This window comes from Bradyrhizobium sp. INPA03-11B, from assembly GCF_040446015.1.
Lineage (GTDB): Bacteria > Pseudomonadota > Alphaproteobacteria > Rhizobiales > Xanthobacteraceae > Bradyrhizobium > Bradyrhizobium macuxiense_A.
Window position 1 is genome coordinate 80,634 of record NZ_JASGSR010000012.1, and the last position, 24,664, is coordinate 105,297.

At 64.6% G+C, this 24,664-nt stretch carries 21 protein-coding genes; 10 read left to right on the forward strand and 11 right to left on the reverse strand.

What is annotated here, in order from left to right; genetic code table 11:
- Positions 1-2 precede the first annotated feature (2 nt).
- Together QMZ05_RS07425 and QMZ05_RS07430 are read left to right on the forward strand one after the other, a co-directional pair.
- The gene (locus QMZ05_RS07425; RefSeq protein ID WP_353700199.1) at positions 3-3,182 is read left to right on the forward strand and encodes an efflux RND transporter permease subunit; all 3,180 of its coding nucleotides are present in this window, start codon (positions 3-5) and stop codon (positions 3,180-3,182) included.
- The gene (locus QMZ05_RS07430; RefSeq protein WP_279705062.1) at positions 3,169-4,374 is read left to right on the forward strand and encodes an efflux RND transporter periplasmic adaptor subunit; all 1,206 of its coding nucleotides are present in this window, start codon (positions 3,169-3,171) and stop codon (positions 4,372-4,374) included. The genes QMZ05_RS07425 and QMZ05_RS07430 overlap by 14 nt, the downstream gene beginning before the upstream one ends.
- 163 nt (positions 4,375-4,537) lie before the next feature.
- On the opposite strand, the gene QMZ05_RS07435 is transcribed toward QMZ05_RS07430, so the two are convergent.
- Both QMZ05_RS07435 and QMZ05_RS07440 read right to left on the reverse strand, forming a co-directional pair.
- On the reverse strand, positions 4,538-6,049 hold the full coding sequence (locus tag QMZ05_RS07435; protein ID WP_353700200.1) for an acetyl-CoA acetyltransferase: 1,512 nt from the start codon (positions 6,047-6,049) through the stop codon (positions 4,538-4,540).
- Positions 6,050-6,191: 142 nt separating this feature from the next.
- Positions 6,192-7,325, reverse strand: a complete 1,134-nt coding sequence (locus tag QMZ05_RS07440) for a nitronate monooxygenase (RefSeq protein ID WP_353700201.1) — start codon at positions 7,323-7,325, stop codon at positions 6,192-6,194.
- A gap of 277 nt (positions 7,326-7,602) precedes the next feature.
- Here QMZ05_RS07440 and yghU point away from each other — a divergent pair, with 277 nt between their 5' ends.
- A complete protein-coding gene (yghU, locus tag QMZ05_RS07445; RefSeq protein WP_353700202.1) occupies positions 7,603-8,484 on the forward strand; it encodes a glutathione-dependent disulfide-bond oxidoreductase in 882 nt (293 codons plus the stop codon).
- A gap of 216 nt (positions 8,485-8,700) precedes the next feature.
- On the opposite strand, the gene QMZ05_RS07450 is transcribed toward yghU, so the two are convergent.
- From QMZ05_RS07450 to QMZ05_RS07470, 5 genes are all read right to left on the reverse strand, one after another.
- On the reverse strand, positions 8,701-8,976 hold the full coding sequence (locus QMZ05_RS07450; RefSeq protein WP_353700203.1) for a GNAT family N-acetyltransferase: 276 nt from the start codon (positions 8,974-8,976) through the stop codon (positions 8,701-8,703).
- A 13-nt stretch (positions 8,977-8,989) separates the two neighbouring features.
- Positions 8,990-9,607 carry a flavin reductase family protein gene (locus QMZ05_RS07455; RefSeq protein WP_353700204.1) on the reverse strand — a complete coding sequence of 206 codons (618 nt, stop codon included), beginning with the start codon at positions 9,605-9,607 and terminating at the stop codon, positions 8,990-8,992.
- A gap of 292 nt (positions 9,608-9,899) precedes the next feature.
- Positions 9,900-11,174 carry an acyl-CoA dehydrogenase family protein gene (locus QMZ05_RS07460; protein WP_018270539.1) on the reverse strand — a complete coding sequence of 425 codons (1,275 nt, stop codon included), beginning with the start codon at positions 11,172-11,174 and terminating at the stop codon, positions 9,900-9,902.
- A 163-nt stretch (positions 11,175-11,337) separates the two neighbouring features.
- Entirely contained in the window at positions 11,338-11,715 is a 378-nt protein-coding gene (locus QMZ05_RS07465; RefSeq protein WP_074125505.1) for a VOC family protein, read from the reverse strand.
- Between the two features lie 351 nt (positions 11,716-12,066).
- Positions 12,067-12,849, reverse strand: coding sequence for an SDR family oxidoreductase (locus QMZ05_RS07470; protein ID WP_050406764.1), 783 nt, complete (start codon positions 12,847-12,849; stop codon positions 12,067-12,069).
- A 151-nt stretch (positions 12,850-13,000) separates the two neighbouring features.
- Between QMZ05_RS07470 and QMZ05_RS07475 the strand changes: the two genes are divergently transcribed.
- The 3 genes from QMZ05_RS07475 to QMZ05_RS07485 are packed head-to-tail and all read left to right on the forward strand — an operon-like array spanning position 13,001 to position 15,207.
- Entirely contained in the window at positions 13,001-13,795 is a 795-nt protein-coding gene (locus tag QMZ05_RS07475) for an enoyl-CoA hydratase/isomerase (protein WP_353700205.1), read from the forward strand.
- Entirely contained in the window at positions 13,792-14,775 is a 984-nt protein-coding gene (locus tag QMZ05_RS07480; RefSeq protein ID WP_353700206.1) for a phosphotransferase family protein, read from the forward strand. The genes QMZ05_RS07475 and QMZ05_RS07480 overlap by 4 nt, the downstream gene beginning before the upstream one ends.
- A gap of 60 nt (positions 14,776-14,835) precedes the next feature.
- Positions 14,836-15,207: a DUF6285 domain-containing protein gene (locus QMZ05_RS07485; protein ID WP_353700207.1), complete on the forward strand. Its 372-nt coding sequence runs from the start codon at positions 14,836-14,838 to the stop codon at positions 15,205-15,207.
- 172 nt (positions 15,208-15,379) lie between these two features.
- Here QMZ05_RS07485 and QMZ05_RS07490 read toward each other — a convergent pair whose 3' ends face one another.
- The gene (locus tag QMZ05_RS07490) at positions 15,380-16,159 is read right to left on the reverse strand and encodes an enoyl-CoA hydratase-related protein (RefSeq protein ID WP_353700208.1); all 780 of its coding nucleotides are present in this window, start codon (positions 16,157-16,159) and stop codon (positions 15,380-15,382) included.
- 221 nt (positions 16,160-16,380) lie between these two features.
- Here QMZ05_RS07490 and QMZ05_RS07495 point away from each other — a divergent pair, with 221 nt between their 5' ends.
- Positions 16,381-17,655, forward strand: a complete 1,275-nt coding sequence (locus tag QMZ05_RS07495) for an acyl-CoA dehydrogenase family protein (protein WP_353700209.1) — start codon at positions 16,381-16,383, stop codon at positions 17,653-17,655.
- A gap of 136 nt (positions 17,656-17,791) precedes the next feature.
- Positions 17,792-18,211, forward strand: coding sequence for a GFA family protein (locus tag QMZ05_RS07500; protein ID WP_353700210.1), 420 nt, complete (start codon positions 17,792-17,794; stop codon positions 18,209-18,211).
- 158 nt (positions 18,212-18,369) lie between these two features.
- On the opposite strand, the gene QMZ05_RS07505 is transcribed toward QMZ05_RS07500, so the two are convergent.
- Together QMZ05_RS07505 and QMZ05_RS07510 are read right to left on the reverse strand one after the other, a co-directional pair.
- On the reverse strand, positions 18,370-19,950 hold the full coding sequence (locus QMZ05_RS07505; protein WP_353700211.1) for a fatty acid--CoA ligase: 1,581 nt from the start codon (positions 19,948-19,950) through the stop codon (positions 18,370-18,372).
- Between the two features lie 240 nt (positions 19,951-20,190).
- On the reverse strand, positions 20,191-21,066 hold the full coding sequence (locus tag QMZ05_RS07510; protein WP_146985002.1) for an SDR family oxidoreductase: 876 nt from the start codon (positions 21,064-21,066) through the stop codon (positions 20,191-20,193).
- Positions 21,067-21,167: 101 nt separating this feature from the next.
- Here QMZ05_RS07510 and QMZ05_RS07515 point away from each other — a divergent pair, with 101 nt between their 5' ends.
- Together QMZ05_RS07515 and QMZ05_RS07520 are read left to right on the forward strand one after the other, a co-directional pair.
- A complete protein-coding gene (locus QMZ05_RS07515) occupies positions 21,168-21,977 on the forward strand; it encodes a crotonase/enoyl-CoA hydratase family protein (protein WP_353700212.1) in 810 nt (269 codons plus the stop codon).
- A gap of 131 nt (positions 21,978-22,108) precedes the next feature.
- Positions 22,109-23,653 (forward strand): acyl-CoA synthetase, encoded by a 1,545-nt coding sequence (locus QMZ05_RS07520; RefSeq protein WP_353700213.1) that lies wholly within the window; start codon positions 22,109-22,111, stop codon positions 23,651-23,653.
- Positions 23,654-23,792: 139 nt separating this feature from the next.
- Here the strand turns inward: QMZ05_RS07520 and QMZ05_RS07525 are convergent.
- Positions 23,793-24,664, reverse strand: an 872-nt coding sequence (locus QMZ05_RS07525; RefSeq protein WP_353700214.1) for an IS4 family transposase, incomplete at its 5' end; no start/stop codon positions are given.

Sequence of the window (24,664 nt, forward strand, 5' to 3'; positions counted from 1 at the left end):
TTATGATCGCACTGGTCCGTATCGCGCTGAGCCGGCCGTATACTTTCGTCGTGCTCGCGATCCTGCTGCTGATTATCGGACCGCTGGCGGCGCTGCGCACGCCGACCGACATCTTTCCCGAAATCCGCATCCCCGTGATCGGCGTGGCCTGGTCGTACACCGGTCTGCCTCCCGACCAGATGTCGGGGCGTATCACAACTCCGTTCGAGCGTGTGTTGACCACGACAGTCAACGACATCGAGCACATCGTTGCGAACTCCTATAACGGCATCGGCATCGTCAAGATCTTCTTCCAGCCGAACGTCGACATCCGCACCGCCAACGCGCAGGTCACGGCGATCGCCCAGACCCTGCTCAAGCAGCTGCCGCCGGGCGCGACGCCGCCGCTGATCCTCAACTACAGCGCCTCGACGGTCCCGATCGTCCAGGTCGCGCTGTCGGGTGACGGCCTGACCGAGCAGAACCTCGCCGACATCGGCATCAACCAGTTGCGCACGCCGCTGGTCACGGTGCCCGGCGCCGCGATCCCCTATCCGTACGGCGGCAAGCAGCGCCAGATCCAGATCGACCTCAATTCGACCGCGCTGCAGGCGCGCGGCCTGTCGGGCCAGGACGTCGCCAATGCGCTCGCCGCGCAGAACCTGATCACGCCGGTCGGTACCCAGAAGATCGGCAATTTCGAATACACCATCAACCTGAACAACTCGCCGCTCAAGATCGAGGAGCTCGGCGACCTGCCGATCAAGACCGTTAACGGCGCGATGGTCTATGTGCGCGATGTCGCTACCGTCCGCGACGGCAACCCGCCGCAGACCAACATCGTCCATGTCGACGGCAACCGCTCGGTGCTGATGATGGTGCTGAAGGCCGGTGCGGTGTCGACCCTCGATATCATCGCCGGCATCAAGCAGAAGGTGATCGACGTCAAGGACCAGATGCCGGACGCGCTCAAGATCGGCTTCGTCGGCGACCAGTCGGTGTTCGTCCGCGGTGCAATTACCGGTGTCGCCTTCGAGGGTGTGATCGCGGCGCTGCTGACCAGCGTGATGATCCTGCTGTTCCTCGGCAGCTGGCGCTCGACCGTGATCATCGCGGTGTCGATCCCGCTGTCGGTGCTGGGCGCCATCATCATGCTGTCCCTGATCGGCGAGACGCTCAACATCATGACGCTCGGCGGCCTTGCGCTCGCGGTCGGCATCCTGGTCGACGACGCCACGGTGACGATCGAGAACATCAATTACCATCTCGAGCAGGGCAAGCCGGTCGAACAATCGATCCTCGACGGCGCCAACCAGATCGTGACGCCGGCCTTCGTCTCGCTGCTCTGTATCTGCATCGTGTTCGTGCCGATGTTCTTCCTCACCGGCGTCGCGCGCTTCCTGTTTGTGCCGATGGCCGAAGCTGTCATGTTCGCGATGATCTGGTCGTTCATCCTGTCGCGCACTTTGGTGCCGACGATGGCGAACTATCTGTTGCAGGCGCATGTCCATCACGAGGGCGCGCCGCCGAAGTCGCGCAATCCTTTCGTCTGGTTCCAGCGCGGCTTCGAAGCGCGGTTCGAGCGCATCCGCGGCGGCTACCATGGCCTGCTTGCGATGGCGCTCGGCCACCGCAAGGTGTTCGTCGGCGGCTTCCTCGCCGTGGTCGCCGCGTCGTTCCTGCTGGTGCCGTTCCTCGGCCGCAACTTCTTCCCGTCGGTCGATGCCGGCAACATCCTGATGCATGTCCGCACCCAGGTCGGCACCCGCGTCGAGGAGACCGCCAACCAGATGGCGGATGTCCAGAAGGCGATCCGCAAATTGATCCCGGGCGAGATCGAGACCATGACCGACAACATCGGCATGCCGATCTCCAGCATCAATTTGACCTACAACAACACCGGCGTGATCGGCCCGCAGGATGCCGACATCCAGATCAAGCTCAGGGAAGGTCACAAGCCGACCGAGGAGCATGTGCGCGCGCTGCGTGAGCAGTTGCCGCGGCTGTTCCCGGGCACCAGCTTCTCCTTCCTGCCGGCCGACATCGTCAGCCAGATCCTGAACTTCGGCGCGCCGGCGCCGATCGATTTGCAGATCCGCGGGGCCAATCTCGAGGCCAACTACGCCTATGCCAACAGGCTGCTGGCGAAGATCAAGCGCATTCCCGGCATCGCCGATGCGCGGATCCAGCAGTCGCCGAACAATCCGACCTTCAACATCGATGTCGACCGCACCCGCGCGCAATATGTCGGCCTGACCGAGCGCGACGTCACCAATTCGCTGGTCGTCAACCTCGCCGGCTCCTCGCAGGTGGCGCCGACCTATTTTCTCAATCCCGATAACGGCGTGTCCTATTCGATCGTGATGCAGACGCCGCAATACCAGATCGACTCGCTGAGCGCGTTGCAGACCTTGCCGATCACCGCGACCGGCAACACCCAGGCGCCGATCCTCGGCGGCATCGCCGACATCAAGCGCGCGACCTCGAGCGCGGTGGTCTCGCAATACGACATCCAGTCGCTGGTGCAGATCTACGCCACGACGCAGGGCCGCGATCTCGGCGGCGTCGCGACCGATGTGCGCCAGCTGATATCAGACACCGCCAAGGAGGTGCCGAAGGGCTCGTCCGTGGTGCTGCTCGGCCAGGTCCAGACCATGAACTCGGCCTTCACCGGCCTGTTGTTCGGCCTGCTTGGCGCGGTCGTCTTGATCTACTTCCTGATCGTGGTGAACTTCCAGTCCTGGTCGGATCCGTTCGTGATCATCACGGCGCTGCCGGCGGCGCTTGCCGGGATCGTCTGGATGCTGTTCACGACCCAGACCACGCTGTCGGTTCCGGCGCTCACCGGCGCCATCATGTGCATGGGCGTCGCGACCGCCAACAGCGTGCTGGTGATCAGCTTCGCCCGCGAGCGCTATGAGGAGCTCGGCGATCCCGTCGCGGCGGCGCTGGAGGCCGGCTTCGTCCGGTTCCGTCCGGTGCTGATGACCGCGCTCGCCATGATCATCGGCATGGCGCCGATGGCGCTGGGGCTCGGCGAGGGCGGCGAGCAGAACGCGCCGCTCGGCCGGGCCGTGATCGGCGGCCTGATCTTCGCCACCTTCGCGACCCTGATGTTTGTTCCCGTGGTATTCAGTATGGTACACAAGAAGCAAGGCGCCAAAGCCGCCGCCTCATCGGAGATTCCGCATGCAGCCCACTGAACAGCGCCCACCGGTGTCCGGCCGGAGATTGGGCATATTCGGCGTGGTTGCATTGGTCGGCGCGGGGCTGATCGTCGGCACCGGCATCCGTGCCCGCGAGGAGCAGGACAACCGGCTGAAGGAATGGACCGACGACCAGGCCATTCCGACCGTCGCGGTGGCGCTGCCCAACGCCAAGGCGCTGAGCCCCACGATCGATCTGCCGGGCCGGCTCGAGGCCTATTCCCGCGCGCCGATCTATGCCCGGGTGTCCGGCTATCTGAAGAACTGGGACGCCGACATCGGCGCCCGTGTCAAGGCCGGCCAGGTGATCGCCGAGATCGAGGCGCCCGACCTCGACCAGCAATTGCTGCAGGCGCGCGCCGATCTCGCCAGCGCCCAGGCCTCGGCCAAGCTCTCCGAGGCGACGCTCGCCCGGCGCAAGACGCTGGTGGCCTCGAACTTCGTCTCGGCGCAGGAGATCGACGAGCGCACCGCCGACCTCTCCAACAAGAACGGCGCGGTCAAGGCCGGCCAGGCCAATGTCGAGCGGCTGGAAGCGCTCGCCGGTTACAAGAAGATCACGGCACCGTTCGACGGTGTGGTGACCTCGCGCGACACCGACGTCGGCGCGCTGATCAATGCCGGCGGCAACTCGGGTCCGGCGATGTTCACGGTCTCCGACATCACCAAGCTGCGTGTCTATGTCAACGTGCCGCAGAACTACGTTCCGGCGATCAAGATCGGCGCCAAGGCCACGCTGTCGCTGCCGGATTACCCGAACCGCAGCTTCCAGGCGACGGTGGAAGCCTCCTCGCAGGCGGTCGATGTCGCCTCCGGCACGACGCGGATGCAGCTCGGGCTCGACAACTCCTCCGGCGAATTGATGCCGGGCAGCTATGCCAGCGTGAAGCTGAACCTGCAGCGCGACGCAACGCCGCTCAGCATTCCCGCCAGCGCGCTGATCTTCAACGGCAACGGCCTGCGGGTCGCGACCGTGACCCCGGACGACAAGGTTTTGTTCAAGACCGTGAAGATCGGCCGCGACCTCGGCAAGGAGATCGAGCTCGCCTCAGGCCTCGCACCCGACGACCGCATCATCACCGCCCCGCCGGACGGTCTCGCCGACGGCGACCATGTCCGCGTCACCGGCGCCGGCGCCACCAAGGGCAAGCCGACGACGGCGTCCGAAAAGCAGGACGTGAAGGGGTAGGGCGTCCTTTCTTACCTCGCCCCGCTTGCGGGGAGAGGTCGGATCGCATCGGTAGATGCGATCCGGGTGAGGGGGTACAGGTCTCTCGGCGTACAGAACTCGCGGAAGCGGCCCCTCACCCCAACCCTCTCCCCGCAAGGGCGGGGCGAGGGAGCTTAGAGACCTATCCCACCCGCCATTCCAGCATGCCGTCGGCGGCGGTGACGATGTTGCCGGTGCTGCCGACCGGCGTACGGTCGAGGTTCTGCAGATACGCCAGTGTCGCCGTGTCGCTTGCCGGGATGCGGCCGAGCGTACGGCAGCCATCCTCGGTGCGCAGCATGGTGACGCCGTGCTCGACCTCGCCATTGGCGCGGTAGATCACGGTGAAGGCCTCGATCTTGCCCTTGCCACCGGCCTTGTCGGTGAACTCGGGCACATCGCGCCTGTTGCGGTCGGCCGCCGCCTGTACGGAGGTCTCCTGCTTGAGCGCCGTTGTCGGCGCCGCGCGCGACAGCACGAGGCCGTGATGCTTGGTGACGAAGCCGCCCTGGCCGTAGAGCAGGCCGAGCGTGCCGCCGCTGCGCAGCTTGCGCACCATCGCGCAGGCCGAATGCGTCATGTAGGTGTTGAGCGGCGCGCCGAAGAACGTCAGGCCACCGGTCACGGTCGGCTGCACGTCGGCGCCCAGGCCGAGCGTCCGGCGCGCCATCTTCGGCACGCAGGGGAAGCAGCTATAGAGCTCGATCGCGTCGAACTTTTTGCCGTCGCCGCCGACTAGATCCATCACCGCCTTCAGCACCGCGGTCTGCGCGTGGCTTTCGACGAACTGGTCGCGGGTCAGATAGTCGCGCGGCTCTTCTGCGGAGGCGCCGCCGAGCGGATAGATCAGCTTCTCCTCCGGTACGCCGGCCGCGCGCGCCTTGGCGAGGCTGGTCAGGATCAGCGCGCCGCCCATGTTCACCGTCGGGTTCGCCACCATCAGTTTTGTATACGGCCAGGCGATCATCCGGTTGTCGGGCGTCGCGGTGGTGATCTCGTCGCCGGTGAACTTCTTCTTCAGCCAGGAGTTCGGATTGTCGACGGCAACGCGCGCGTAGGTCGACCACAGGTCGCCGGATTCCTTCAGCGCCTCGCGCGGGGTCTGGCCCCAATGCGCCGAGGTTGCGGACTCATAGAGCGGATAGACCGTGATCGGCCTGAACACGCCGAGCGTCACCGCCATCGGCTTCTGGAATGCGGCGCCGCGCTTCGGCTCCTCGACGTCATGCGCGAACGGCGTCCACGGCAATTCGACGCCGGCGCGCTGCGCCTTGGTCGCGGTCGACTGCGCCTCCGCTCCGCACACCGCGGCAACGCTGCATTCGCCGCGTGCGATGCGCTGCGCCGCCTCGTGCAGATAGCGGATCGGGCTCTCGCCGCCGACCGGACCGTAATAGAGATGCGCGGGCGCAATGCCGAGCCGCTGCGCCAGCTGCTTCTCGGGATCGCGGTAGCGCCAGCTCAGGAAGTTGACGATATCGAGCGACTGCACGTCGGCGAGCAGCTTTGCTCCGCTGTCCGCCTCGGCGCGCTTCAGCGCCTCCTCCAGCAAGGTGAGCGGCTCGAGGCCGGCGGCGATGTCCTTCGGACGATCGACGATCTCGCCGACGCCGACGATGACGGGAATGCGGTCTTCGGGGATACTGTTCGACATTCTTGTTGGTTCACTCTGCGGTATTGGACTCGATGTTTGTTCTGGGCGTCATTGCGAGCGAAGCGAAGCAATCCATTTCTCGACTCGGGGATAGATGGATTGCTTCGTCGCTTCGCTCCTCGCAATGACGACGGTGGGCGTACTACTCCGCCACCAGCGCGTTCATGTGCTCGACGGCCTCGACGAATTCTTCCTTGAACTCCTGCACCACGGCGCCCGCGGACTTGACGCTGTCGACCAGGCCGACACCCTGGCCCACAAAATAGCTGACGAGATCGCGCGCCTTCTCGTTGCCGGCCGCGGCGGCGCGGTCGATGGCGTTGAAGGCGTCGCGGCTGATGATGCTTTGCAGCGGCATCGGCAGCGCGCCGGGGCTGTCGGGCGAGCGGTCCCAGGCGTCGGTCCATACTGAGCGCAATTGCCGCGCGGGCTTGCCGGTGCGGCCCTTGGAGCGGATCGCGTCGCGCGAGGAGGCTGCGATCATCTTCTCGCGGAAGATTTCCGAGGTCTCCGATTCCACGGTGGCAAGCCACACCGAGCCGGTCCAGGCGCCGGCCGCGCCCATCGCCATGCACGCCGCCATCTGGCTGCCGGTCATGATGCCGCCGGCGGCGAGCACCGGCACGTCGCGGATTTTCTTGACCGCCTTGATCACCTCGGGCACCAGCACCATGGTCGAGACCTCGCCGCAATGGCCGCCGGCCTCGGTGCCCTGCGCGACCAGGATGTCGACGCCGGCCGCGACCTGGCGCAGAGCGTGTTCCTTGGAGCCGACCAGCGCCGCCACCGGCACGCCGTGCTGGCGGCCCATCTCGATCATCGCCTTCGGCGGCACGCCGAGCGCGTTGGCGATCAACCGGATCGGATGGCGGAACGAGACTTCCAGCAGTTGCAGCGCGGTTTCGGCATCGAACGGCTGTGGCTGGTTGTCGGCGACATTCCGGCTGGTCAGCTCGATGTCGTACTTCTTCAAGAGATTGCGGGTGAAGTCGCGATGCTCCTGCGAGACGCGCGCCTCAAGGCTCTTCCAGGTGACGTTCTTCTCGCCGGCAGTCGAGATGTTTTCCGGGATCAGCACGTCGATGCCATAGGGCTTGCCGTCGACATGCGCGTCGATCCATTTCAGCTCCTGCTCCAGCGTCTCCGGCGAATGCGCGGTCGCGCCGAGCACGCCGAAGCCGCCGGCGCGGCTGACCGCCGCCACCACGTCGCGGCAATGGCTGAAAGCGAGCAGGGGGAATTCGATCCCCAGCATGTCGCAGATCGGTGATTTCATGGGTTGGTTTTCTCCCGCCGGCCGATTCTTGTGCTTGTTGGCATCAGCCCCTGCAACGCTAGCGCATCACGGTCCGCGAAGCCAAGCGGGTTTCGGCCGCGGCGATCTTGCGTGCAGGCGCTGCTTGGCAGCTTCGCTTGCAGCGCATTCCGCTGGATAGAAAATGCGATCCAGCGGGGTGGGCAAAGCGTAGTGTGCCCACCATCTAGTGCGGATATGCGGATCGGCACGGCGGTTGCCGCGCCATGGAAAAACGTAAAACCCGGGAGCCAACGACGTGACTGACGACACCTCTGCCTACGAGCCGCCGAAAGTCTGGACCTGGAACAAGGAGAGCGGCGGGCGCTTCGCCAGCATCAACCGGCCGATCGCCGGCCCGACCCATGACAAGGAATTGCCGGTCGGCCGTCATCCGCTGCAACTCTATTCGCTGGCGACGCCGAACGGCGTGAAGGTCACCGTGATGCTGGAAGAGCTGCTCGCGGCGGGCCACAAGGGCGCTGAGTACGACGCCTGGCTGATCAAGATCGACGGCAACCAGTTCGGCAGCGGCTTTGTCGCGGTCAATCCGAATTCGAAGATCCCGGCGCTGATGGACCGCAGCGGCAAGGAGCCGATCAGAGTGTTCGAGTCGGGCTCGATCCTGGTTTACCTCGCCGAAAAATTCGGCGCGTTCCTGCCGACCGACGTCAAGACCCGTGCCGAAACCTTCTCCTGGCTGTTCTGGCAGATGGGCGCTGCGCCGTATCTCGGCGGCGGCTTCGGGCACTTCTACGCCTATGCGCCGACCAAGATCGAATATGCCATCGATCGCTTTGCGATGGAGGTGAAGCGCCAGCTCGACGTGCTCGATCGCCGGCTCGCCGACAACGAGTATCTCGCGGGCGACGTCTATACGATCGCCGACATGGCGGTGTGGCCGTGGTACGGCAGCTTGGCCAAGGGCCTGCTCTACGGTGGCGGCGAATTCCTCTCGGTGCAGGACTACAAGAACGTGCAGCGCTGGACCGACGCGATCGCGGCACGGCCCGCGGTGAAGCGCGGCCGCATGGTCAACCGCACCTGGGGCGAGCCGTCGAGCCAGCTGCACGAGCGCCACGACGCCATCGATTTCGAGACCAAGACGCAGGACAAGATCGGCGAGCCGGCGGCGTCGTAGTCTGCGCGATCAATTTGACCCGTCATCCTGAGAGGTTCTGAAGCTTTCACCGTCGTCATTGCGAGGAGCGAAGCGACGAAACAATGCATGCTTCCGCGTATGCGGCGCGATGGATTGCTTCCGCCTTCGCCGAGGCTTCGGCGGACAAGTCGCTTCGCTCGCAATGACGATGATAGATCCGTCATGAGGAACGCGTTCCGCGCTCCTCACCATGCATCATGCCAGTAAATCATCATACTCCGGGTGCTTCTTCATGAAGCCCTGGATGAACTCGCACGTCACGACGAGCTTGATCTTCTGCGCGCGCACGGCGTCGAGCGTGGCGCGGGCGAGTTTTGAGCCGATGCCACGGCCGCCGAGCTCCGGCGGCACCTCGGTGTGTACCAGCGTGATCGTGTCCGGCGTCTTGCGGTAGACCACGAAGGCGGTGTGGCCGTCGACGGCGAGCTCGAACCGGCTCTGCGCGGCGTTGTCGCGGAATGCTTCACTCATTGTCTGGTCCTCGTTATTTTTGCTTCGCGCCTTCAGCCGCGGGAAACACCACGCGGTCGTCGGTGCGACAGTAGCGATCGGCGAACATACGGCCGATCGGGTGATAGCGCTCCATATGAACGCGCATCGCCTCACGGTCCCACAATTCGTCGCGGATGTGGAAATGGATGCCTTCGCCCATGATCAGCTGCCGGTCGCCATTGACGTCGATCAGCTTCCAGGTCCTGCACTCCATCGCGAATGGCGCGTCCGCGAGCCTGGGTACCGCGATCTTGCGCGAGGGCGCAAGCTTCAAACCGAGATAATCGGGCTCGCCGATCTCGGGCGGGAAGTCGCCCGACGTCTCGTGCATCGCGCGCGCTAGCGGCTCGTCGGTGAGATTGACCACGAATTCACCGAGGCGCTGGATGTTGGCCAGCGTGTCCTTTTCGCGGCCGTCAGGCCGTCGGTTGACCGCGAACATGCAGAGCGGCGGGTCCTCGCAGAACACGTTGAAGAACGAGAACGGTGCCGCATTGACTACGCCGTCCGCGCTCGTGCTCGTCACCCAGGCGATCGGCCGCGGCAGCACGAAGGAGGTCAGCACCTTGTAGCGTTCGCGCTGGCTGAGGTCGCTTGCGGCATATTCCATGGGGCCGTCCGGAATTTCGGTGAGCGGGTGAACGAAGCGTAACCCGGCGCCGGCAGTTCGAAAAGCAAAAGGCGGGCTACGCTTGCGCGAACCCGCCTTGCAGACCTGCTCTTGCTTTCTTACCTCGCCCCGCTTGCGGGGAGAGGTCATATCGCATCGTTAGATGCGATATGGGGGGAGTCTCCGCGAGTGCGTTTTTCACCGTCCTTGTGGAGACTCCCCCTCATCCCGACCTTCCAAGAGCGAGCTTCGCTCGTCTCGACCCCGCAAGCGGGGAGAAGGGGAAGATAGGTTACGGCATGCTCAGTTCGTGGCGGCCGACCACCATCCAGTGCACCTCGTCCGGACCGTCGGCGAAGCGGAGATGGCGGACGTCCTGGTACATTTCGCCGAGCGGCGACCACTGCGAGATGCCGGTGGCGCCGTGCATCTGGATCGCCTGGTCGATCACCTTGCAGGCGCGCTCGGGCACCATGGCCTTGACCATCGAAACCCAGACGCGGGCTTCCTTGTTGCCGAGCACGTCCATCGCCTTGGCGGCCTTCAGCACCATCAGGCGCATTGCCTCGATCTCGCAGCGGGCTTGGGCGATGATCTGCATGTTGCCGCCGAGATGGGCGATCTTCTTGCCGAACGCTTCGCGGGTCAAACCACGCTGCACCATCATATCGAGCGCCTTCTCGGCCTTGCCGATGGTGCGCATGCAGTGATGGATGCGGCCGGGGCCGAGCCGGACCTGCGAGATCTCGAAGCCGCGGCCTTCGCCGAGCAGCATGTTCTCCTTCGGCACCTTGCAATTGTTGAAGCGCAGATGCATGTGGCCACGCGGCGCATGGTCATGGCCGAACACGTGCATCGGGCCGAGGATCTCGACGCCGGGGGTGTCGATCGGTACCAGGATCTGCGACTGCTGCTTGCTCGGCGCGGCGTCCGGATTGGTCTTCACCATCACGATCATGATCTTGCAGCGCGGATCGCCGGCACCGGAGATGTAATACTTCTCGCCGTTGATCACCCACTCGTCGCCGACCAGCTTGGCGGTGGTCGAGATGTTCTTGGCGTCGGAGGAGGCGACGTTCGGCTCGGTCATCGCATAGGCCGAGCGGATCTCGCCGTTGAGCAGCGGCTTCAGCCATTTTTCCTTCTGCGCCTTGGTGCCGACGCGCTCCAGCACCTCCATGTTGCCGGTGTCGGGCGCCGAGCAGTTCATCGTCTCGGAGGCCAGCGGGCTCTTGCCGAGCTCGGCGGCGATATAGGCGTAGTCGAGGTTGTTGAGGCCTTCGCCGGTCTCGGCGTCGGGCAGGAAGAAGTTCCAGAGGCCGACTTCCTTGGCCTTGTCCTTGGCCTTCTGCAGGATCGCGAGCTGCTCGTCGGTGAAGCTCCAGCGGTTGGTCTTCTTCTCGCCGGCGCGATAGAACTCGACCGACATCGGGTCGACGGTGTCGCGGATGAACTGCTTCACATGGTCGTAGAGCGGGCGGACCTTGTCCGACATCCGGAGGTCGTTGAGCTCGTCGCCCGGATTGAGTGTGTAGTTCGTGGTGCGCGGCACATAGGCATGCTTCATTGTCTTTTCTCCCTCGCGAAGGCGCGTTTCGCGGCGGACAATAGACGCGTGCGGCGCGAAGCGCGAGCACCGATTTTCGCAGGATCTCTACCGCATCGCGGAATTTAGCGGCGGCGTTTCAAACGTTGTTTGAACGCCGCCGCGCACGATGCGTGCCGGATCGTCAGACCATCCGATGCATTGCACAGATCTTGTTGCCGTCGAGGTCGCGCAAGTAAGCGAGGTAGAGCTTGATGCCGCCTCCTTCGCGCACGCCCGGCGGATCCTCGATAGGCTTGCCGCCATTGGCGATGCCGGCCGCGTGCCAGGCCTCGACCTGCTCCGGCGAAGAGCAGGCAAAGCCGATCGTGCCGCCATTGGCGTGCGTCGCCGGTTCGCCGTCGATCGGCTTGGAAACCATGAAAATGCCGGCCTTGGTGAGGTACATAATGCGGTGTCCGTCGACCCGGGCCGGCCGGACATCGAGCGTGCCGAGCAGCGCATCATAGAACGCCTTGGCCTTGTCCAGATCGTTGGTGCCAACCATCACGTGTGAAAACATCTGAAATATCCTCCCTCTTGGTTACGAAAGCTGCCTTGTTGCGCCCTTGCAGCCGGAACGCTTAGCAGCAGTTTTGTCGCGACGGAAGCGACGCTGCGTCGCGCGGCACCCGGCTCAAGATGAGGTCGGGCAAACGCAAGACTCGGACGCACCAGCGCCACGAGGATGCGGATGTATGTTTCGCAGCCTGTGCAACAAATGCAGTGTCGTCCCGGCGAAGGCCGGGACCCATAACCCCAAATGCTCATTGTTGCGCGACGCTGGGGCCGCAGCGTGCTTCAACAACTCAACCCTGTGGTTATGGCTCCCGGCTTTCGCCGGGACGACAGTTGGAGATGCGGCCGCAAAAGATCAGAACGCCGTGTACCCGCCGTCGATCACGAAGCAATCCGCCGTATGATAGGACGACGCCTTGCTCATGAGGTAGACGGCGATGCCGCCGAAGTCGCTCGGTTCGCCGAAGCGGCGCACCGGGATGCGCGGCATCACGTTGGCGACGAACTTGTCGTTGGCCATGATGCCGGCGGTCATGTCGCTCTTGATCCAGCCGGGCAGGATCGCGTTCGCGGTGACGCCGTGGCGGGCCAGCTCGACGCCGAGTGCGCGGCACAGCGCGTTCAGCGCGGCCTTGGTGCCGGCATAGTGCTCGTTGCGCGCGGTGCCGAACAGCGAGGCGAGGCTCGAGGTTGCGACCAGCCGGCCGAACTTGTCGCCGGCCTCGGAGCGCTCGGTCATGTGGCGTGCCGCAGCCTGGAATACGTGAAAGACGCCGTCGAGATTGGTCGCGAACATCTTGCGCCATTCCTCCTCGGTGCGGTCGATGAAGGAGCGGCGTCCGCCGCCGCCGATGCCGGCATTGGCGAAGCAGCCGTCGACGCGGCCGAAGGTGTCGAGCGTCGCCTTCATCGCGGTCTTGACCGAGCCGGGATCGCTGACGTCGCAGAATTGCGTCGCGACCTTGCCGGGCCCGGCCTTCATCGAGGCCGCGGCGTTGGCGTTTTTTTCCGCGTTGCGGCCCCAGATCGCGACGTTGCAGCCGGCGGCGTTCAACGCCTGCGCGATGCCAAGGCCAATGCCGCCATTGCCGCCGGTGATGACAGCGACGCGGCCGGTGAGATCGAAGATGCCACTCATTGGGGTTTCCATTTGGTTTGGTGCGCGCTAATCACGCGTTCACGGATGGGCTTGCCGCCGACCATGGACAAGCCCGGCACAAAAATCAAATATGGGTCGAAACATCGACCTACCGCGGTACCAACCGCCGCGACAACGTAAAGAGGAAACCATGCAGTTCAAGCACGTCACGCTCGACTTCGACGGATCGGTCGCGATCCTCAAGCTCGACCATCAGGAAGTCATGAACGCGGTCTCGATCGACATGCTGGGCGGCCTTGCCGAGGCGCTCGATGCGATCGACGACAAGCGGGACGAGGTGCGCTGCCTGGTGATCACGGGCGCGGGCCGCGCCTTCTGCACCGGCGCCAATCTGCAGGGCCGCAACCAGCAGCAGAAGCCCGGCAAGAGCAACGCCGGCGCGGCGCTGGAAACCGCGTTCCATCCGTTCCTGCGCCGATTGCGTAAGCTGCACTGTCCGATCGTGACGGCGGTGAATGGTCCGGCCGCCGGCGCCGGCATGAGCTTCGCGCTGATGGGCGACCTCATCCTGTGCGCGCGCTCGTCCTATTTCCTGCAGGCCTTCCGCCGCATCGGCCTAGTGCCGGATTGCGGCTCGACCTGGCTGCTGCCGCGGCTGATCGGCAAGGCGCGTTCGGTCGAGCTGTCGCTGCTCGGCGAGCGGCTGCCGGCCGAGAAGGCGCTGGAATGGGGCCTCGTCAACCGCGTCTATGATGACGCCGCGCTGATGGAAGAGACGATGAAGATGGCGCACGATCTCGCCAACGGCCCGACGGTGGCGCTGTCGCTGATCCGCAAGCTCTATTGGGACAGCCCGGAAAACACCCTCGAGGATCAACTCAATCTGGAATTCGAGTCGCAGCGGATCGCGGGCCGCGCCGAGGATTTCAAGGAAGGTGTCACCGCATTCCTCGAGAAGCGGCCCGCGAAGTTCAAAGGCAAATGATCGAGACCGAGCTCAGCCGCTGCGTCGCCGCGTTTCATCCCGGCGCGACCGGTGTCACCGGCGCTGCCAAGCTTTCCGGTGGCGCCAGCCAGGAGACCTGGACGTTCGACATCGTGCACCCGAACGGCACTATCGGCGCCATCCTGCGCCGCGCGCCGCCGGGTTACGGTGCCGCACCCGGCCGTGCCGCCGGCCTCGATGCCGAGGCGACGCTGATGCAGCTCGCGCATGACGCGGGCCTGCCGTCGCCGAAGGTGATGCATGTCTTGAGGCCGGAGGACGGCCTGGGCCGCGGCTTCATCATGGCGCGGGTCGAGGGCGAGACCATCGCGCGGAAAATTTTGCGCGACGAGGAATATGCCAAGGCACGGCCAATGCTGGCGCGCCAGCTCGGCCGCGTCATCGCCGGCATCCATGGCCTGCCGCAGGCGAAACTGCCGAAGCTGCGCAGCGTGACCTCGACCAAGGAGATCGAGGATCTCGCCCGCGAATATCACAGCTTCAACTGGCCGCGGCCGGTGTTCGAGCTGGCGCTGCGCTGGCTGCGCGATCACGATCCCGGTCCGTCGTCCGAGGTGACGCTGGTGCATGGCGATTTCCGCCATGGCAATCTGATCATCGGCCCCGACGGCGTGCGTGCGGTGCTCGACTGGGAGCTCGCGCATACCGGCGATCCGATGGAGGATCTCGGGTGGATCTGCGTCAACTCCTGGCGCTTCGGCGAGATCGACAAGCCGGTCGGCGGCTTCGGCACCCGCGAAGATCTGTTCGCGGGCTATGAGGAAGCCGGCCGCAAGGCCGATCCTGATCGGGTGATGTTCTGGGAAGTGATGGGTACGCTGCGCTGGGGCGTGATGTGCTGCGGCATGATGCAGCGCTTCCGCTCCGGCCCGGATCACTCGATGGAGCGTGCGATGATCGGGCGGCGCGCGTCGGAGACCGAGATCGACCTGTTGCGGTTGCTAGCACCGCGCGCATGATCCCGAAAAGTGGTGTCCGGTTTTCGGAATCGATCATGCGCAAAAAAGAGAGCAAATGAGATGCAGGACGAACCGACACCCACCGAGCTGATCAAGGCTGTCGCCGATTTCCTGCGCACCGAGATCGCGCCCGCGATCAAGGGGCACAACGGCTTCAAGCTGCGCGTCGGCATCAACGCGCTCGACCTGGTGACGCGGCAGCTCGCGCTCGCCGAGGCCGGCGATGCGACCGAGGCCGCGCGGCTGAAGGCGCTGCTCGGTGCGGACGGCACGCTGATGGAGCTGAACCGCGCGCTGTCGGAGAAGATCGCAAGCGGTGAGGTCGATCTGAAAACCCCGGGCCTGCCGGAGCATCTCTGGCAGACCACGATGGACAAGCTCGCCGTCGATCAGCCGAACTACGCGTCCTACAAGAGGGAACTGGAAACGTAGGATGGGTGGAGCGAGGCGATACCCATCACGGCGCGGCGAAAGCGCTGATGGGTTTTGCTTCGCTCTACCCATCCTACACCGTCATTGCGAGGAGCGAAGCGACGAAGCAATCCATATCTCCGCAAACCGTGAGATGGATTGCTTCGCTTCGCTCGCAATGACGAAGGAGCCGTTACCGCCCCAGCCACTTCGGCGGCCGCTTCTCCGAAAACGCCTTCGGACCCTCGATGTAATCCTGCGAGGCGGCCATCGCCTTCACCGCCGGATATTCGCGCTGCTCGGTCATGGCCTGCTCGAGCGAGACCTCGAGGCCCTTCTGGATCGCCTGCTTGGAGGCGCGGATCGACATCGGCGAGTTCTTGGTGATGGTCTCGGCCCAGCGCTCGGCGGCGGCCAGGGCCTCGCCCTGCGGCACCACCTCGTTGACGAAGCCGAGCTCGAGGCCTTCCTTGGCGCTGACATGGCGCGCGGTCAGGATCATGCCCATGGCGCGCTTCAGCCCGATCTGGCGCGGCAGGCGTTGCAGGCCGCCGGCGAGCGCGGCGAGGCCGACGCGCGGCTCGGGCAGGGCGAAGGTCGCATTTTCCGCAGCGATGATCAGGTCGCAGGCCAGCGCGACCTCGAACCCGCCGCCCATCGCGACGCCGTTGACGGCGGCGATGATCGGCTTGTCGCAGTCGAAGCGGGTGGTCAGGCCGGCGAAGCCGCCCTTGTCCCAGCCACGCTTGCCGCCGGCGGCCTGCCACTTCAGGTCGTTGCCGGCGCAGAACGCCTTGTCGCCGGCGCCGGTGACGATCGCGACCCACTGCTCGGAATCGGCGGAGAAGTCGTCGAACACCTTGTTGAGCTCGAAATGCGCGTCGATGTGCAGCGCGTTGTAAACCTCGGGCCGCGACAGCGTCACGATGGTGATGGGACCCTTGCGCGTCACCTTGGAGAATTTCAGATCCATGTTTGCTCCCGTCGATTTTCTGCGGCGAAGAATATTGGCTGATATCCTAGCGCCTGCGCGCCGTTCCGTGCCATCCAATTACGCAACGCGACCGCGCGCGCAAGCCTCACTCGCCTGCTTGACTTGGCGGCCTGCTTCTCACCTTAATCGATCCGAACGCGGATACGCGATAGCGTCTAAACGCAAAACCAGAAACAACAAAATCTTCGGGAGAGACCGCCTTGGATTTCAATCTGCCGGCTGACCTGACAGCCTATCTCGCCGAGCTCGATCGCTTCATCGAACGCGAGATCAAGCCGCTGGAAGAAGCTGATGACAACATCCGCTTCTTCGATCATCGCCGCGAATGGGCGCGTACCGATTTCGACAAGGGCGGCCTGCCGCGCCATGAATGGGAGCTTCTGCTCCGCAAGGCCAAGAACCTGGCGGATGCTGCCGGCCATCTGCGCTTCGCGATCCCGAAGCGCTATGGCGGGAAGGACGGCTCCAATCTCTGGATGGCTGTGATCCGCGAGCATTTTGCCTCGAAGGGGCTTGGCCTGCACAACGATCTGCAGAACGAGCACTCGATCGTCGGCAATCTCCCTATCGTGACCATGCTCGACCGCTATGGCAGCGACGAGCAGAAGGCGATGATCGACGGCTCGATCACCGGCAAGTACCGCATCACGTTTGGTCTCACAGAGCCCGAGCACGGCTCGGACGCGACACATATGGAGACCAAGGCGGTGCAGGCCACCCGCGACAACGTCAAGGGCTGGACCATCAACGGCGAGAAGATGTGGACGACGGGCATGCATGTCGCGACGCACTGCGCGCTGTTTGCCCGTACCTCGGGCAATGACGGCGATGCCCGCGGCATCAGCTGCTTCCTGGTGCCGGCGAAATCGCCGGGCGTGAAGGTCGAGGAGTATATGTGGACCTTCAATATGCCGACCGATCATCCGCGCGTCAGCTTCACCGACGTGTTCGTGCCCGAGGATGCGCAGTTCGGTGAGGTCGGCCGCGGCCTGTCGCTGGCGCAATGTTTCGTGCACGAGAACCGCATCCGCCAGGCGGCGAGCTCGCTCGGCGCTGCGGTCTACTGCATCAATGAGAGCGTGAAATATGCCCGCGAGCGCAAGCCGTTCGGCAAGGCGCTGGCGGAGAACCAGGCGATCCAGTGGCCGCTGGTCGAGCTCGCGACCCAGGCCGAGATGCTGCGGCTCTTGATCCGCAAGACGGCCTGGGAGATGGATCAGCTGACCCAGGCCCAGGTCGAGCACACGCTGTCGGACCGGGTCTCGATGTGCAACTTCTGGGCAAACCGGCTGTGCTGCGAGGCCGCCGACCGCGCCATGCAGGTGCATGGCGGCATCGGCTATTCGCGTCACAAGCCGTTCGAGCACATCTACCGCCATCACCGCCGCTACCGCATCACTGAAGGCAGCGAGGAAATCCAGAAGCGCAAGGTGGCGGGTTTCCTGTTCGGCTACATGGGGGCCGGCAAGCATTGAGGCACCAGAGCGTTTTCGAGCGAAGTGGATGCCGGTTCGCGTGAAGAAAACGCGTCAAACGAGGACCTAGAGGCGGTACGACATGGAAGGTGGATGCACCTGCAGAAACGTCCGCTACCGCCTCAAAGGCAGGCCGATGATCGTGCACGCCTGCCACTGCACTTGGTGCCAACGCGAGACCGGCACCGTGCACGCGCTCAACGCGATGTACGAGGCCGAACGGGTCGCGCACATCGCGGCCGAGCCCGAGATCGTGGACACGCCGTCGGCGAGCGGCAAGGGCCAGAAGATCGCCCGCTGTCCGCGCTGCAAGGTCGCGGTCTGGAGCAACTATCCGGGCTCGGGACCCGCGGTGCGCTTCGTCCGCGTCGGCACGCTGGACGATCCGAGCCAGTGCCCGCCGGACGTCCACATCTTCACCTCGTCGAAGCAGCCCTGGGTGACGTTCCCGCCGGGTGCCAGCGTGTTCGCCGAGTACTATGATCGGAGAGCGGTCTGGCCGCAGGAGGCGCAGGAGCGCTGGCGGGTACTGCGGGAGAAGATGAAGCAGAAATGATGCGCCCCTCTCTCCACCGTCGTCCCGGCGAAAGCCGGGACCCATAACCACAAGAGATCGTTGATGCGGTAAGCTGTGGCCCCAGCGTGTAACCACCACCAACAGCGGTGGTTATGGGTCCCGGCTCGCGCTTCGCTTGGCCGGGACGACGGAGAAGGCTAATTCACCTGCCGGTCCTTGCCGACCCAGTACGGTTCACGCAGGCTCCGCCGCAAAATCTTGCCCGACGGGTTGCGCGGCAGCGCGGGGATGAAGTCGACCGATTTCGGCGTCTTGTAGCCCGCGATCCGTTCGCGGGTGAAGTTGATGATGTCGGTCGCGCTAGCCGTCGTGCCGGGCTTCATCACCACCACCGCTTTCACCGCCTCGCCCCACTTGTCGTCGGGGATACCGATCACAGCGGCTTCCGCCACATCGGGGTGATCGCACAACGCACTTTCGACTTCGGCCGGATAGATGTTCTCGCCGCCGGAGATGATCATGTCCTTGATGCGGTCGTGGATGTAGAGATAGCCGTCCTTGTCCATGTAGCCGGCATCGCCGGTGCGCAGCCAGCCATCGCTGTCGATCGTCTTCGCGGTGGCCTCCGGCAGATTCCAGTAGCCGGCCATGTTGGAGCCGGAGCGGGTGGCGATCTCGCCGACCTCGCCCGGCGGCAGCGGCTTGCCGTTCTCGTCGAGAATTGCGAGTTCGACGCCGGGTAGCGCCTTGCCGGCCGAGCGCATCCGCTCGAGCCCTTCGATATGATCCTCGGGCGGCAGCGCGACGATGGTGCCGGTGGTCTCGGTCATGCCGTACATCTGCACGAAGCCGCATTTGAAGACCTCGATGCACTCCTTCAGCAGCGCCGCCGGGATCGGGGAGGCGCCATACAGCATGTACTTCAAGCGAGAGAAGTCGACCTGCCGCGCGCGCGGCTGCCGCACCACGAACTGCATCGCCGCCGGCACCATGAACAGCTTGGTGATGCCGGACTGCTCGAAGAAGTCGAGCACCTTGGTCGGATCGAACTCGCGCGCGATCACGCCGCGGGCGCCGTGGTAGAGCCCCATCACGCCCCAGCCGGAGCCGCCGATGTGGAAGATCGGCATCGCGACCAGCGAGACGTCGTCGGTGGTCCACCGGTTCCATTCCGGCTTCTCGGCCTCATTGCCGCTCTGCACCAGGTTGAGGAAGTTGGCGTGCGACAGCATCGCGCCCTTCGGCTTGCCTGTCGTGCCCGAGGTGTAGAGCTGGATCGCGATGTCCTTCGGCTCGATCGCAATTCGCGGGTCGTCGCCGCTCTGCGCATCGCGCCAGGCGGCGAAGTCCGGCCATTCCGGCGCGCCGCGCTCGGTGGTGATGATGGTGCGGACGCTGGGCAGGTTGTCGGCGATGTTGCGCGCCTGGGTGATGAATTCGGGACCGACGAACAGCACCGGTGCCCTGCAGTCGTCGACGATGAAGGCGACCTCGGGACCCGCAAGCCGCCAGTTCACCGGCGCCATCACCACGCCGGCCTTCATCGCGCCCATCAGCAATTCGAAATAGAAATCGCTGTTCTTGCCGAGATAGGCGATACGCTCGCCCTTCTTGATACCCATCGCGATCAGTGCGTTGGCGACGCGGTTGGTTTTGATGTCGAACTCGGCGAAGCTTGTTTGCCGGCCCTCGAACTCATAGGCCAGCGCAGCGCCGCGGCTGCTCGCGCGGTCGCGCACCATGTCGGCAAGGTCGTTCAGTTTCGGCGCGTCGGACACGTTTCCCCCGTGATGCTTTTTGTTTGCGCGGAGTGTGACGGCATCGCGCGGGAAAAACAATACGGGGTAAGTACACGCGCTGCTTCAACATTGTCGTCCCGGCGAAAGCCGGGACCCATAACCACGAATGTTAATGTGGCGCGACGCTGGGGCCGCAGCGAGCTTAACGACGCGCAACGGTGGTTATGGGTCCCTGCTTTCGCAGGGACGACGGCAGTGGTTGTAGCGCAAGCGCGGGCCTTAACCCCGCGCCGCGCGGTCCTTCTCGTTCTGCGCCTTGATCGACTCGCGCGCCTTGGTCCAGTCGTCGTCGCTCCAGTCGCGGAGCTGGTAGAAATTGCCGCCCATCGCGAGCGCCTGCGCGCCGTCCATGGCGATGGTCTCGCCGTTGATCCAGTCGCAGCCGCCGGAGATCAGGAACACCGCGACGTTCTGCAACTCTTCCATGGTGCCGACGCGGCCCATCGGGTTCATCGCCTTGGTGCGCGCACCGGCCTCGTCGCCGGGCTTGATGCGCTTGCTCATGCCCTCGGTCGGGATCTCGCCGGGTGCGATGGTGTTGAGGCGGATGCCATGGCGGCCCCATTCGACCGCGAGCGACATGGTCATCGCATGGATCGCCGATTTGCTCATCGCCGACGGCACCACATAGGGCGAGCCGTTGCGCACCCAGGTCGTCGTGATCGAAATCACGTTGCCGCGATGGCCGCCGGCGATCCAGCGCCGGCCGACCGCGTGAGTGACGTAGAAGGTGCCGTGCATCACGATGTTGGCCACCGCGTCAAATCCCCGCGCGGAAAGCTCTTCCGAGCGCGAGATGAAATTGCCGGCGGCGTTGTTGATCAGATCGGTGAGGGGACCGCTGGTGGTCCAGATCGCGTCGATCATCTCGTCGACCGCCATGGCGTTGCGGATGTCGACGCCGTGGCTGACCACGCGTCCGCCATGCTCGGCCATCAGCTCGGTGGCGGTTTCGTCGCAGACGCTCTTGCGGCGGCCGCAGATATGCACCTCGGCGCCGAGTTGCAGGAACCGCTCGGCCATGGCCTTGCCAAGGCCGGTGCCACCACCGGTTACCAGGATGCGCCGCCCGGCAAGAAGCTGATCAGAGAACATCGTTTCCTCCACGGGGGTTGTCAGTTAATTGGTCGATTGACTAAAAGCGGACAACGGCCTTTCTGTAAAGCGTCAACTCAAGGAACAAAGCGGAGGGAATGATGGAAGATCGCGTTTCGATATCGATTTCAGACGGTATCGCCGATGTCCGCCTGGTGCGGGCCGACAAGATGAACGCGCTCGATGCTGCGATGTTCGAGGCATTGGTCGCGGCAACCGACCGTCTTTCCAAGGAAAAATCCGTTCGGGTGGTCGTGCTATCAGGCGAGGGCCGGGCATTTTGCGCCGGCCTCGACATGGGCCGGTTCGCCGCCATGAAGGATGGCGGTAACGGGGTGCCGGGCGGCGAGAAGCGCGATCTCACCATTCGGACCCACGGCAAGGCCAATTTTCCGCAGCAGGCAGTCTGGGGCTGGCGCCAGCTCCCGGTGCCTGTCATCGCCGCGGTCCATGGCGTCGCGTTCGGCGGCGGCTTCCAGCTCGCGCTCGGCGCCGACATGCGCTTCCTCTCGGCCGATGCGCGGATGTCGATCATGGAGATCAAATGGGGTCTCATCCCCGACATGGCGGGCACGCCGATCCTCGCGAGCCTGGTGCGCGACGACATCCTGCGCGAGCTCACCTATACCGGGCGCATCTTCTCGGCGCAGGAAGCCCAGAGCTACGGCCTTGCCACCCGCGTCTGTGACGATCCGCGCGCCGCCGCGCTCGACGTCGCGCGCGAGATCGCCGGCAAGAGCCCGGATGCGATCCGTGCCGCCAAGCGCATGCTGAACAATCTGTCGGTCGATCCGGCCGCCGCACTGCTCGCCGAGTCCGTCGAGCAGCAGAAGTTGCTCGGCAGCCCGAACCAGACCGAATCCGTGCGCGCCAATCTGGAGAAGCGCGCGCCGAAATTTGCGGATGTGTGAGAGTGGCCGCAGCGTCATTCCGGGATGGTCCGAAGGACCAGACCCGGAATCTCGAGATTCCGGGTTCGATGCTTCGCATCGCCCCGGAATGACGACTTAACTTCGAACCGACGAAAGATCGGACAACGACAATGGAAACGTCCAAACCCTTCCTCGGCGTCATCAGTGGCGAGCGCCGGCGCGATCACGCTGCGGTGGCCGAGCGCACCGAGCGCATCGCCAGCGGCCTGAACAAACTCGGCGTCAGGCCGGGCGACAGTGTCTGCATGCTGATGCGCAACGACATCGCCTTCATCGAGGCCGCCTATGCCGCAATGCGGCTCGGCGCTTACGGCGTGCCGATCAACTGGCACTTCAAGCCGGAGGAGATCAACTACGTGCTGACGGATTCCGGCACGCGCGTCCTGATCGGCCACGCCGACATGCTGCATCCGCTGCGCGGCGCAATCCCCGCCGACGTCACCCTGCTCAGCGTGCCGACGCCGCCGGAAATCCTCGCCAGCTACAAGATCAATCCCGACCACCTCGCGACGCCCGACTTCGCGATCGATTTCGAATCCTGGCTGGCGCAATTCCCGCGCTATGACGGACCCGTGGTGCCGCAGCCGCAGAACATGATCTACACCTCGGGCACCACGGGCCATCCGAAGGGCGTGCGCCGCTTCGCGCCGACGCCGGAGCAGACCGCGAATGCTGAAGCGATGCGCGCGATGATCTACGGCCTGAAGCCGGGTGCGCGCGCGATCCTGCCCGGACCGCTCTACCATTCGGCGCCGAACTCCTTCGGGCTGCGCTCGGGCAAGCTTGGCGGCGCGCTGGTGCTGATGCCGCGGTTCGACGCGGAGGAATTTCTGGCGCTGATCGAGCGCGAGAGGATCGACACCATCTTCATGGTGCCGACGATGTTCATCCGCCTGATGAAACTGCCCGAGGACGTGCGGAAGAAGTACGACATGTCGTCGCTGCGCCACATCATCCACGCTGCCGCGCCATGCCCGGCCGATGTCAAGCGCGCCATGATCGAATGGTGGGGGCCAGTGATCTACGAATTCTACGGCTCGACCGAGTCGGGCGCGGTGACGTTCGCGACGTCGGAAGATGCGCTGAAGAAGCCGGGAACGGTCGGAAAGATCTCGCCCGGCGCCGAGCTTCGCTTCATCGGCGACGACGGCCGCGAGGTGGCGCAGGGCGAGATCGGCGAGATCTATTCGCGGATCGCGGGCAATCCCGATTTCACCTATCACAACAAGTCCGAGAAGCGCGCCGAGATCGACCGGCAGGGATTCATCACCTCGGGCGACGTCGGCTATATCGACGCGGACGGCTACGTCTTCATCTGCGACCGCAAGCGCGACATGGTGATCTCCGGCGGCGTCAACATCTATCCGGCCGAGATCGAGGCGGTGCTGCATGCGGTGCCCGGCGTGCACGACTGCGCGGTGTTCGGCATTCCCGACGCCGAATTCGGCGAGGCGCTGATGGCGGTGGTCGAGCCGCAACCGGGCGTCGCGCTCGACATCGCCTCGGTCCGGGCGCAGCTGAAGATCGCGCTTGCCGACTACAAGGTGCCCAAGCACATCGAGATCCAGACCAACCTGCCGCGCGAGGATTCCGGAAAAATCTTCAAGCGCCGGCTGCGTGACCCCTATTGGGAGCGGGCGGGGCGGAGGATCTAGGGCCGCAAAGAAACCCGTCGTCCCGGGCAAGCGAAGCGCGACCCGGGACCCATAACCACAAATCTCCGAGCTGCCCACGGCTGTGGCCCCAGCTCGCTTCAACCGCAGTCGTCTGTGGTTATGGGTCCCTGCTTTCGCACTAGGGCATGCACAGATCTCTGAGGCTCCATCCTGCGGCGACGGCGTGGAAGTGTTCGAGGCCGGTTTTGAAGGTGATGGGGCCTGGCGGCTTGGACGACGGGTAGCCGTCCCAGCCGCCGAGGCGACCGATGATCCAGGCGGCCCAAGCGAGGGTGTCGGGCGGGTGCGGGTTCTTCAGCCGCTTGGTTTTGGCCTCGAGCTGCTGATTGAGGGCCGTCAAGGTGGCGATCTCATTGCTGGTGAAGGCCGTGGAGATGCTCTGCTGGCCACCGTTGCGCGCTTGCAGAAGCTGGATGGTAATGACCGCGGCCTTGGCTGCGATGGCGACCAATTTGAGAAGCCGCTCGGCGATGCCGATTTGGCTGTCTTCGAGCCTGAAGCCCTGTGTCTTGAGCACGCGGAAGAACTGCTCGATGATCCAGCGCTGCTTGTACCACTCGACGATGCGCCAACCGTCGTCCGCACTGGCGACCTTATGCGAGGTGATCAGACGCCAGTGCAGCGGCTCGACGTCGGGACCGGCATTGATCTCGCGGACGTCGACGATGGCCAACGGCAAGCTTTCTGGCAAATGGCGGAGGAACTTGCTCTGAGGTCGGGCAAGCTCGATCGCGCCGAAGCGAAGTTCGAGGTCCACCTGACGTGCAGGCCGTTGCGCACGCGCGGGCAATTGGATGGTGCGACGCTGCACCGGCGCCATGGCGTCGATGGCCCCGTACAGACCGGTCGCGTCGGCCAACTTGCGATCATGCATGCTGCGGGCGATCACGTGGAGGTCTTGCTCGGCCGCGCTGGCATAAAGAGCAAAGATGTCGCTCTCGCGGTCACCAAGCAAGGTCACCATTGCGGCGCCTGCGAGCAGCGGCTTGG

Excerpts from the sequence above, each read along its gene's own strand:
- QMZ05_RS07450 (WP_353700203.1), bottom strand. The coding sequence starts at position 8,976 with ATGAGTGAAGCATTCCGCGACAACGCCGCGCAGAGCCGGTTCGAGCTC.
- QMZ05_RS07490 (WP_353700208.1), bottom strand. The coding sequence starts at position 16,159 with ATGGATCTGAAATTCTCCAAGGTGACGCGCAAGGGTCCCATCACCATC.
- QMZ05_RS07440 (WP_353700201.1), bottom strand. The coding sequence starts at position 7,325 with ATGAAATCACCGATCTGCGACATGCTGGGGATCGAATTCCCCCTGCTC.
- QMZ05_RS07470 (WP_050406764.1), bottom strand. The coding sequence starts at position 12,849 with ATGAGTGGCATCTTCGATCTCACCGGCCGCGTCGCTGTCATCACCGGC.
- QMZ05_RS07510 (WP_146985002.1), bottom strand. The coding sequence starts at position 21,066 with ATGTTCTCTGATCAGCTTCTTGCCGGGCGGCGCATCCTGGTAACCGGT.
- QMZ05_RS07430 (WP_279705062.1), top strand. The coding sequence starts at position 3,169 with ATGCAGCCCACTGAACAGCGCCCACCGGTGTCCGGCCGGAGATTGGGC.
- QMZ05_RS07465 (WP_074125505.1), bottom strand. The coding sequence starts at position 11,715 with ATGTTTTCACACGTGATGGTTGGCACCAACGATCTGGACAAGGCCAAG.
- QMZ05_RS07435 (WP_353700200.1), bottom strand. The coding sequence starts at position 6,049 with ATGTCGAACAGTATCCCCGAAGACCGCATTCCCGTCATCGTCGGCGTC.
- QMZ05_RS07455 (WP_353700204.1), bottom strand. The coding sequence starts at position 9,607 with ATGGAATATGCCGCAAGCGACCTCAGCCAGCGCGAACGCTACAAGGTG.
- QMZ05_RS07485 (WP_353700207.1), top strand. The coding sequence starts at position 14,836 with ATGCAGGACGAACCGACACCCACCGAGCTGATCAAGGCTGTCGCCGAT.
- QMZ05_RS07480 (WP_353700206.1), top strand. The coding sequence starts at position 13,792 with ATGATCGAGACCGAGCTCAGCCGCTGCGTCGCCGCGTTTCATCCCGGC.
- QMZ05_RS07425 (WP_353700199.1), top strand. The coding sequence starts at position 3 with ATGATCGCACTGGTCCGTATCGCGCTGAGCCGGCCGTATACTTTCGTC.
- QMZ05_RS07475 (WP_353700205.1), top strand. The coding sequence starts at position 13,001 with ATGCAGTTCAAGCACGTCACGCTCGACTTCGACGGATCGGTCGCGATC.
- QMZ05_RS07515 (WP_353700212.1), top strand. The coding sequence starts at position 21,168 with ATGGAAGATCGCGTTTCGATATCGATTTCAGACGGTATCGCCGATGTC.
- QMZ05_RS07520 (WP_353700213.1), top strand. The coding sequence starts at position 22,109 with ATGGAAACGTCCAAACCCTTCCTCGGCGTCATCAGTGGCGAGCGCCGG.
- QMZ05_RS07500 (WP_353700210.1), top strand. The coding sequence starts at position 17,792 with ATGATCGTGCACGCCTGCCACTGCACTTGGTGCCAACGCGAGACCGGC.
- QMZ05_RS07460 (WP_018270539.1), bottom strand. The coding sequence starts at position 11,174 with ATGAAGCATGCCTATGTGCCGCGCACCACGAACTACACACTCAATCCG.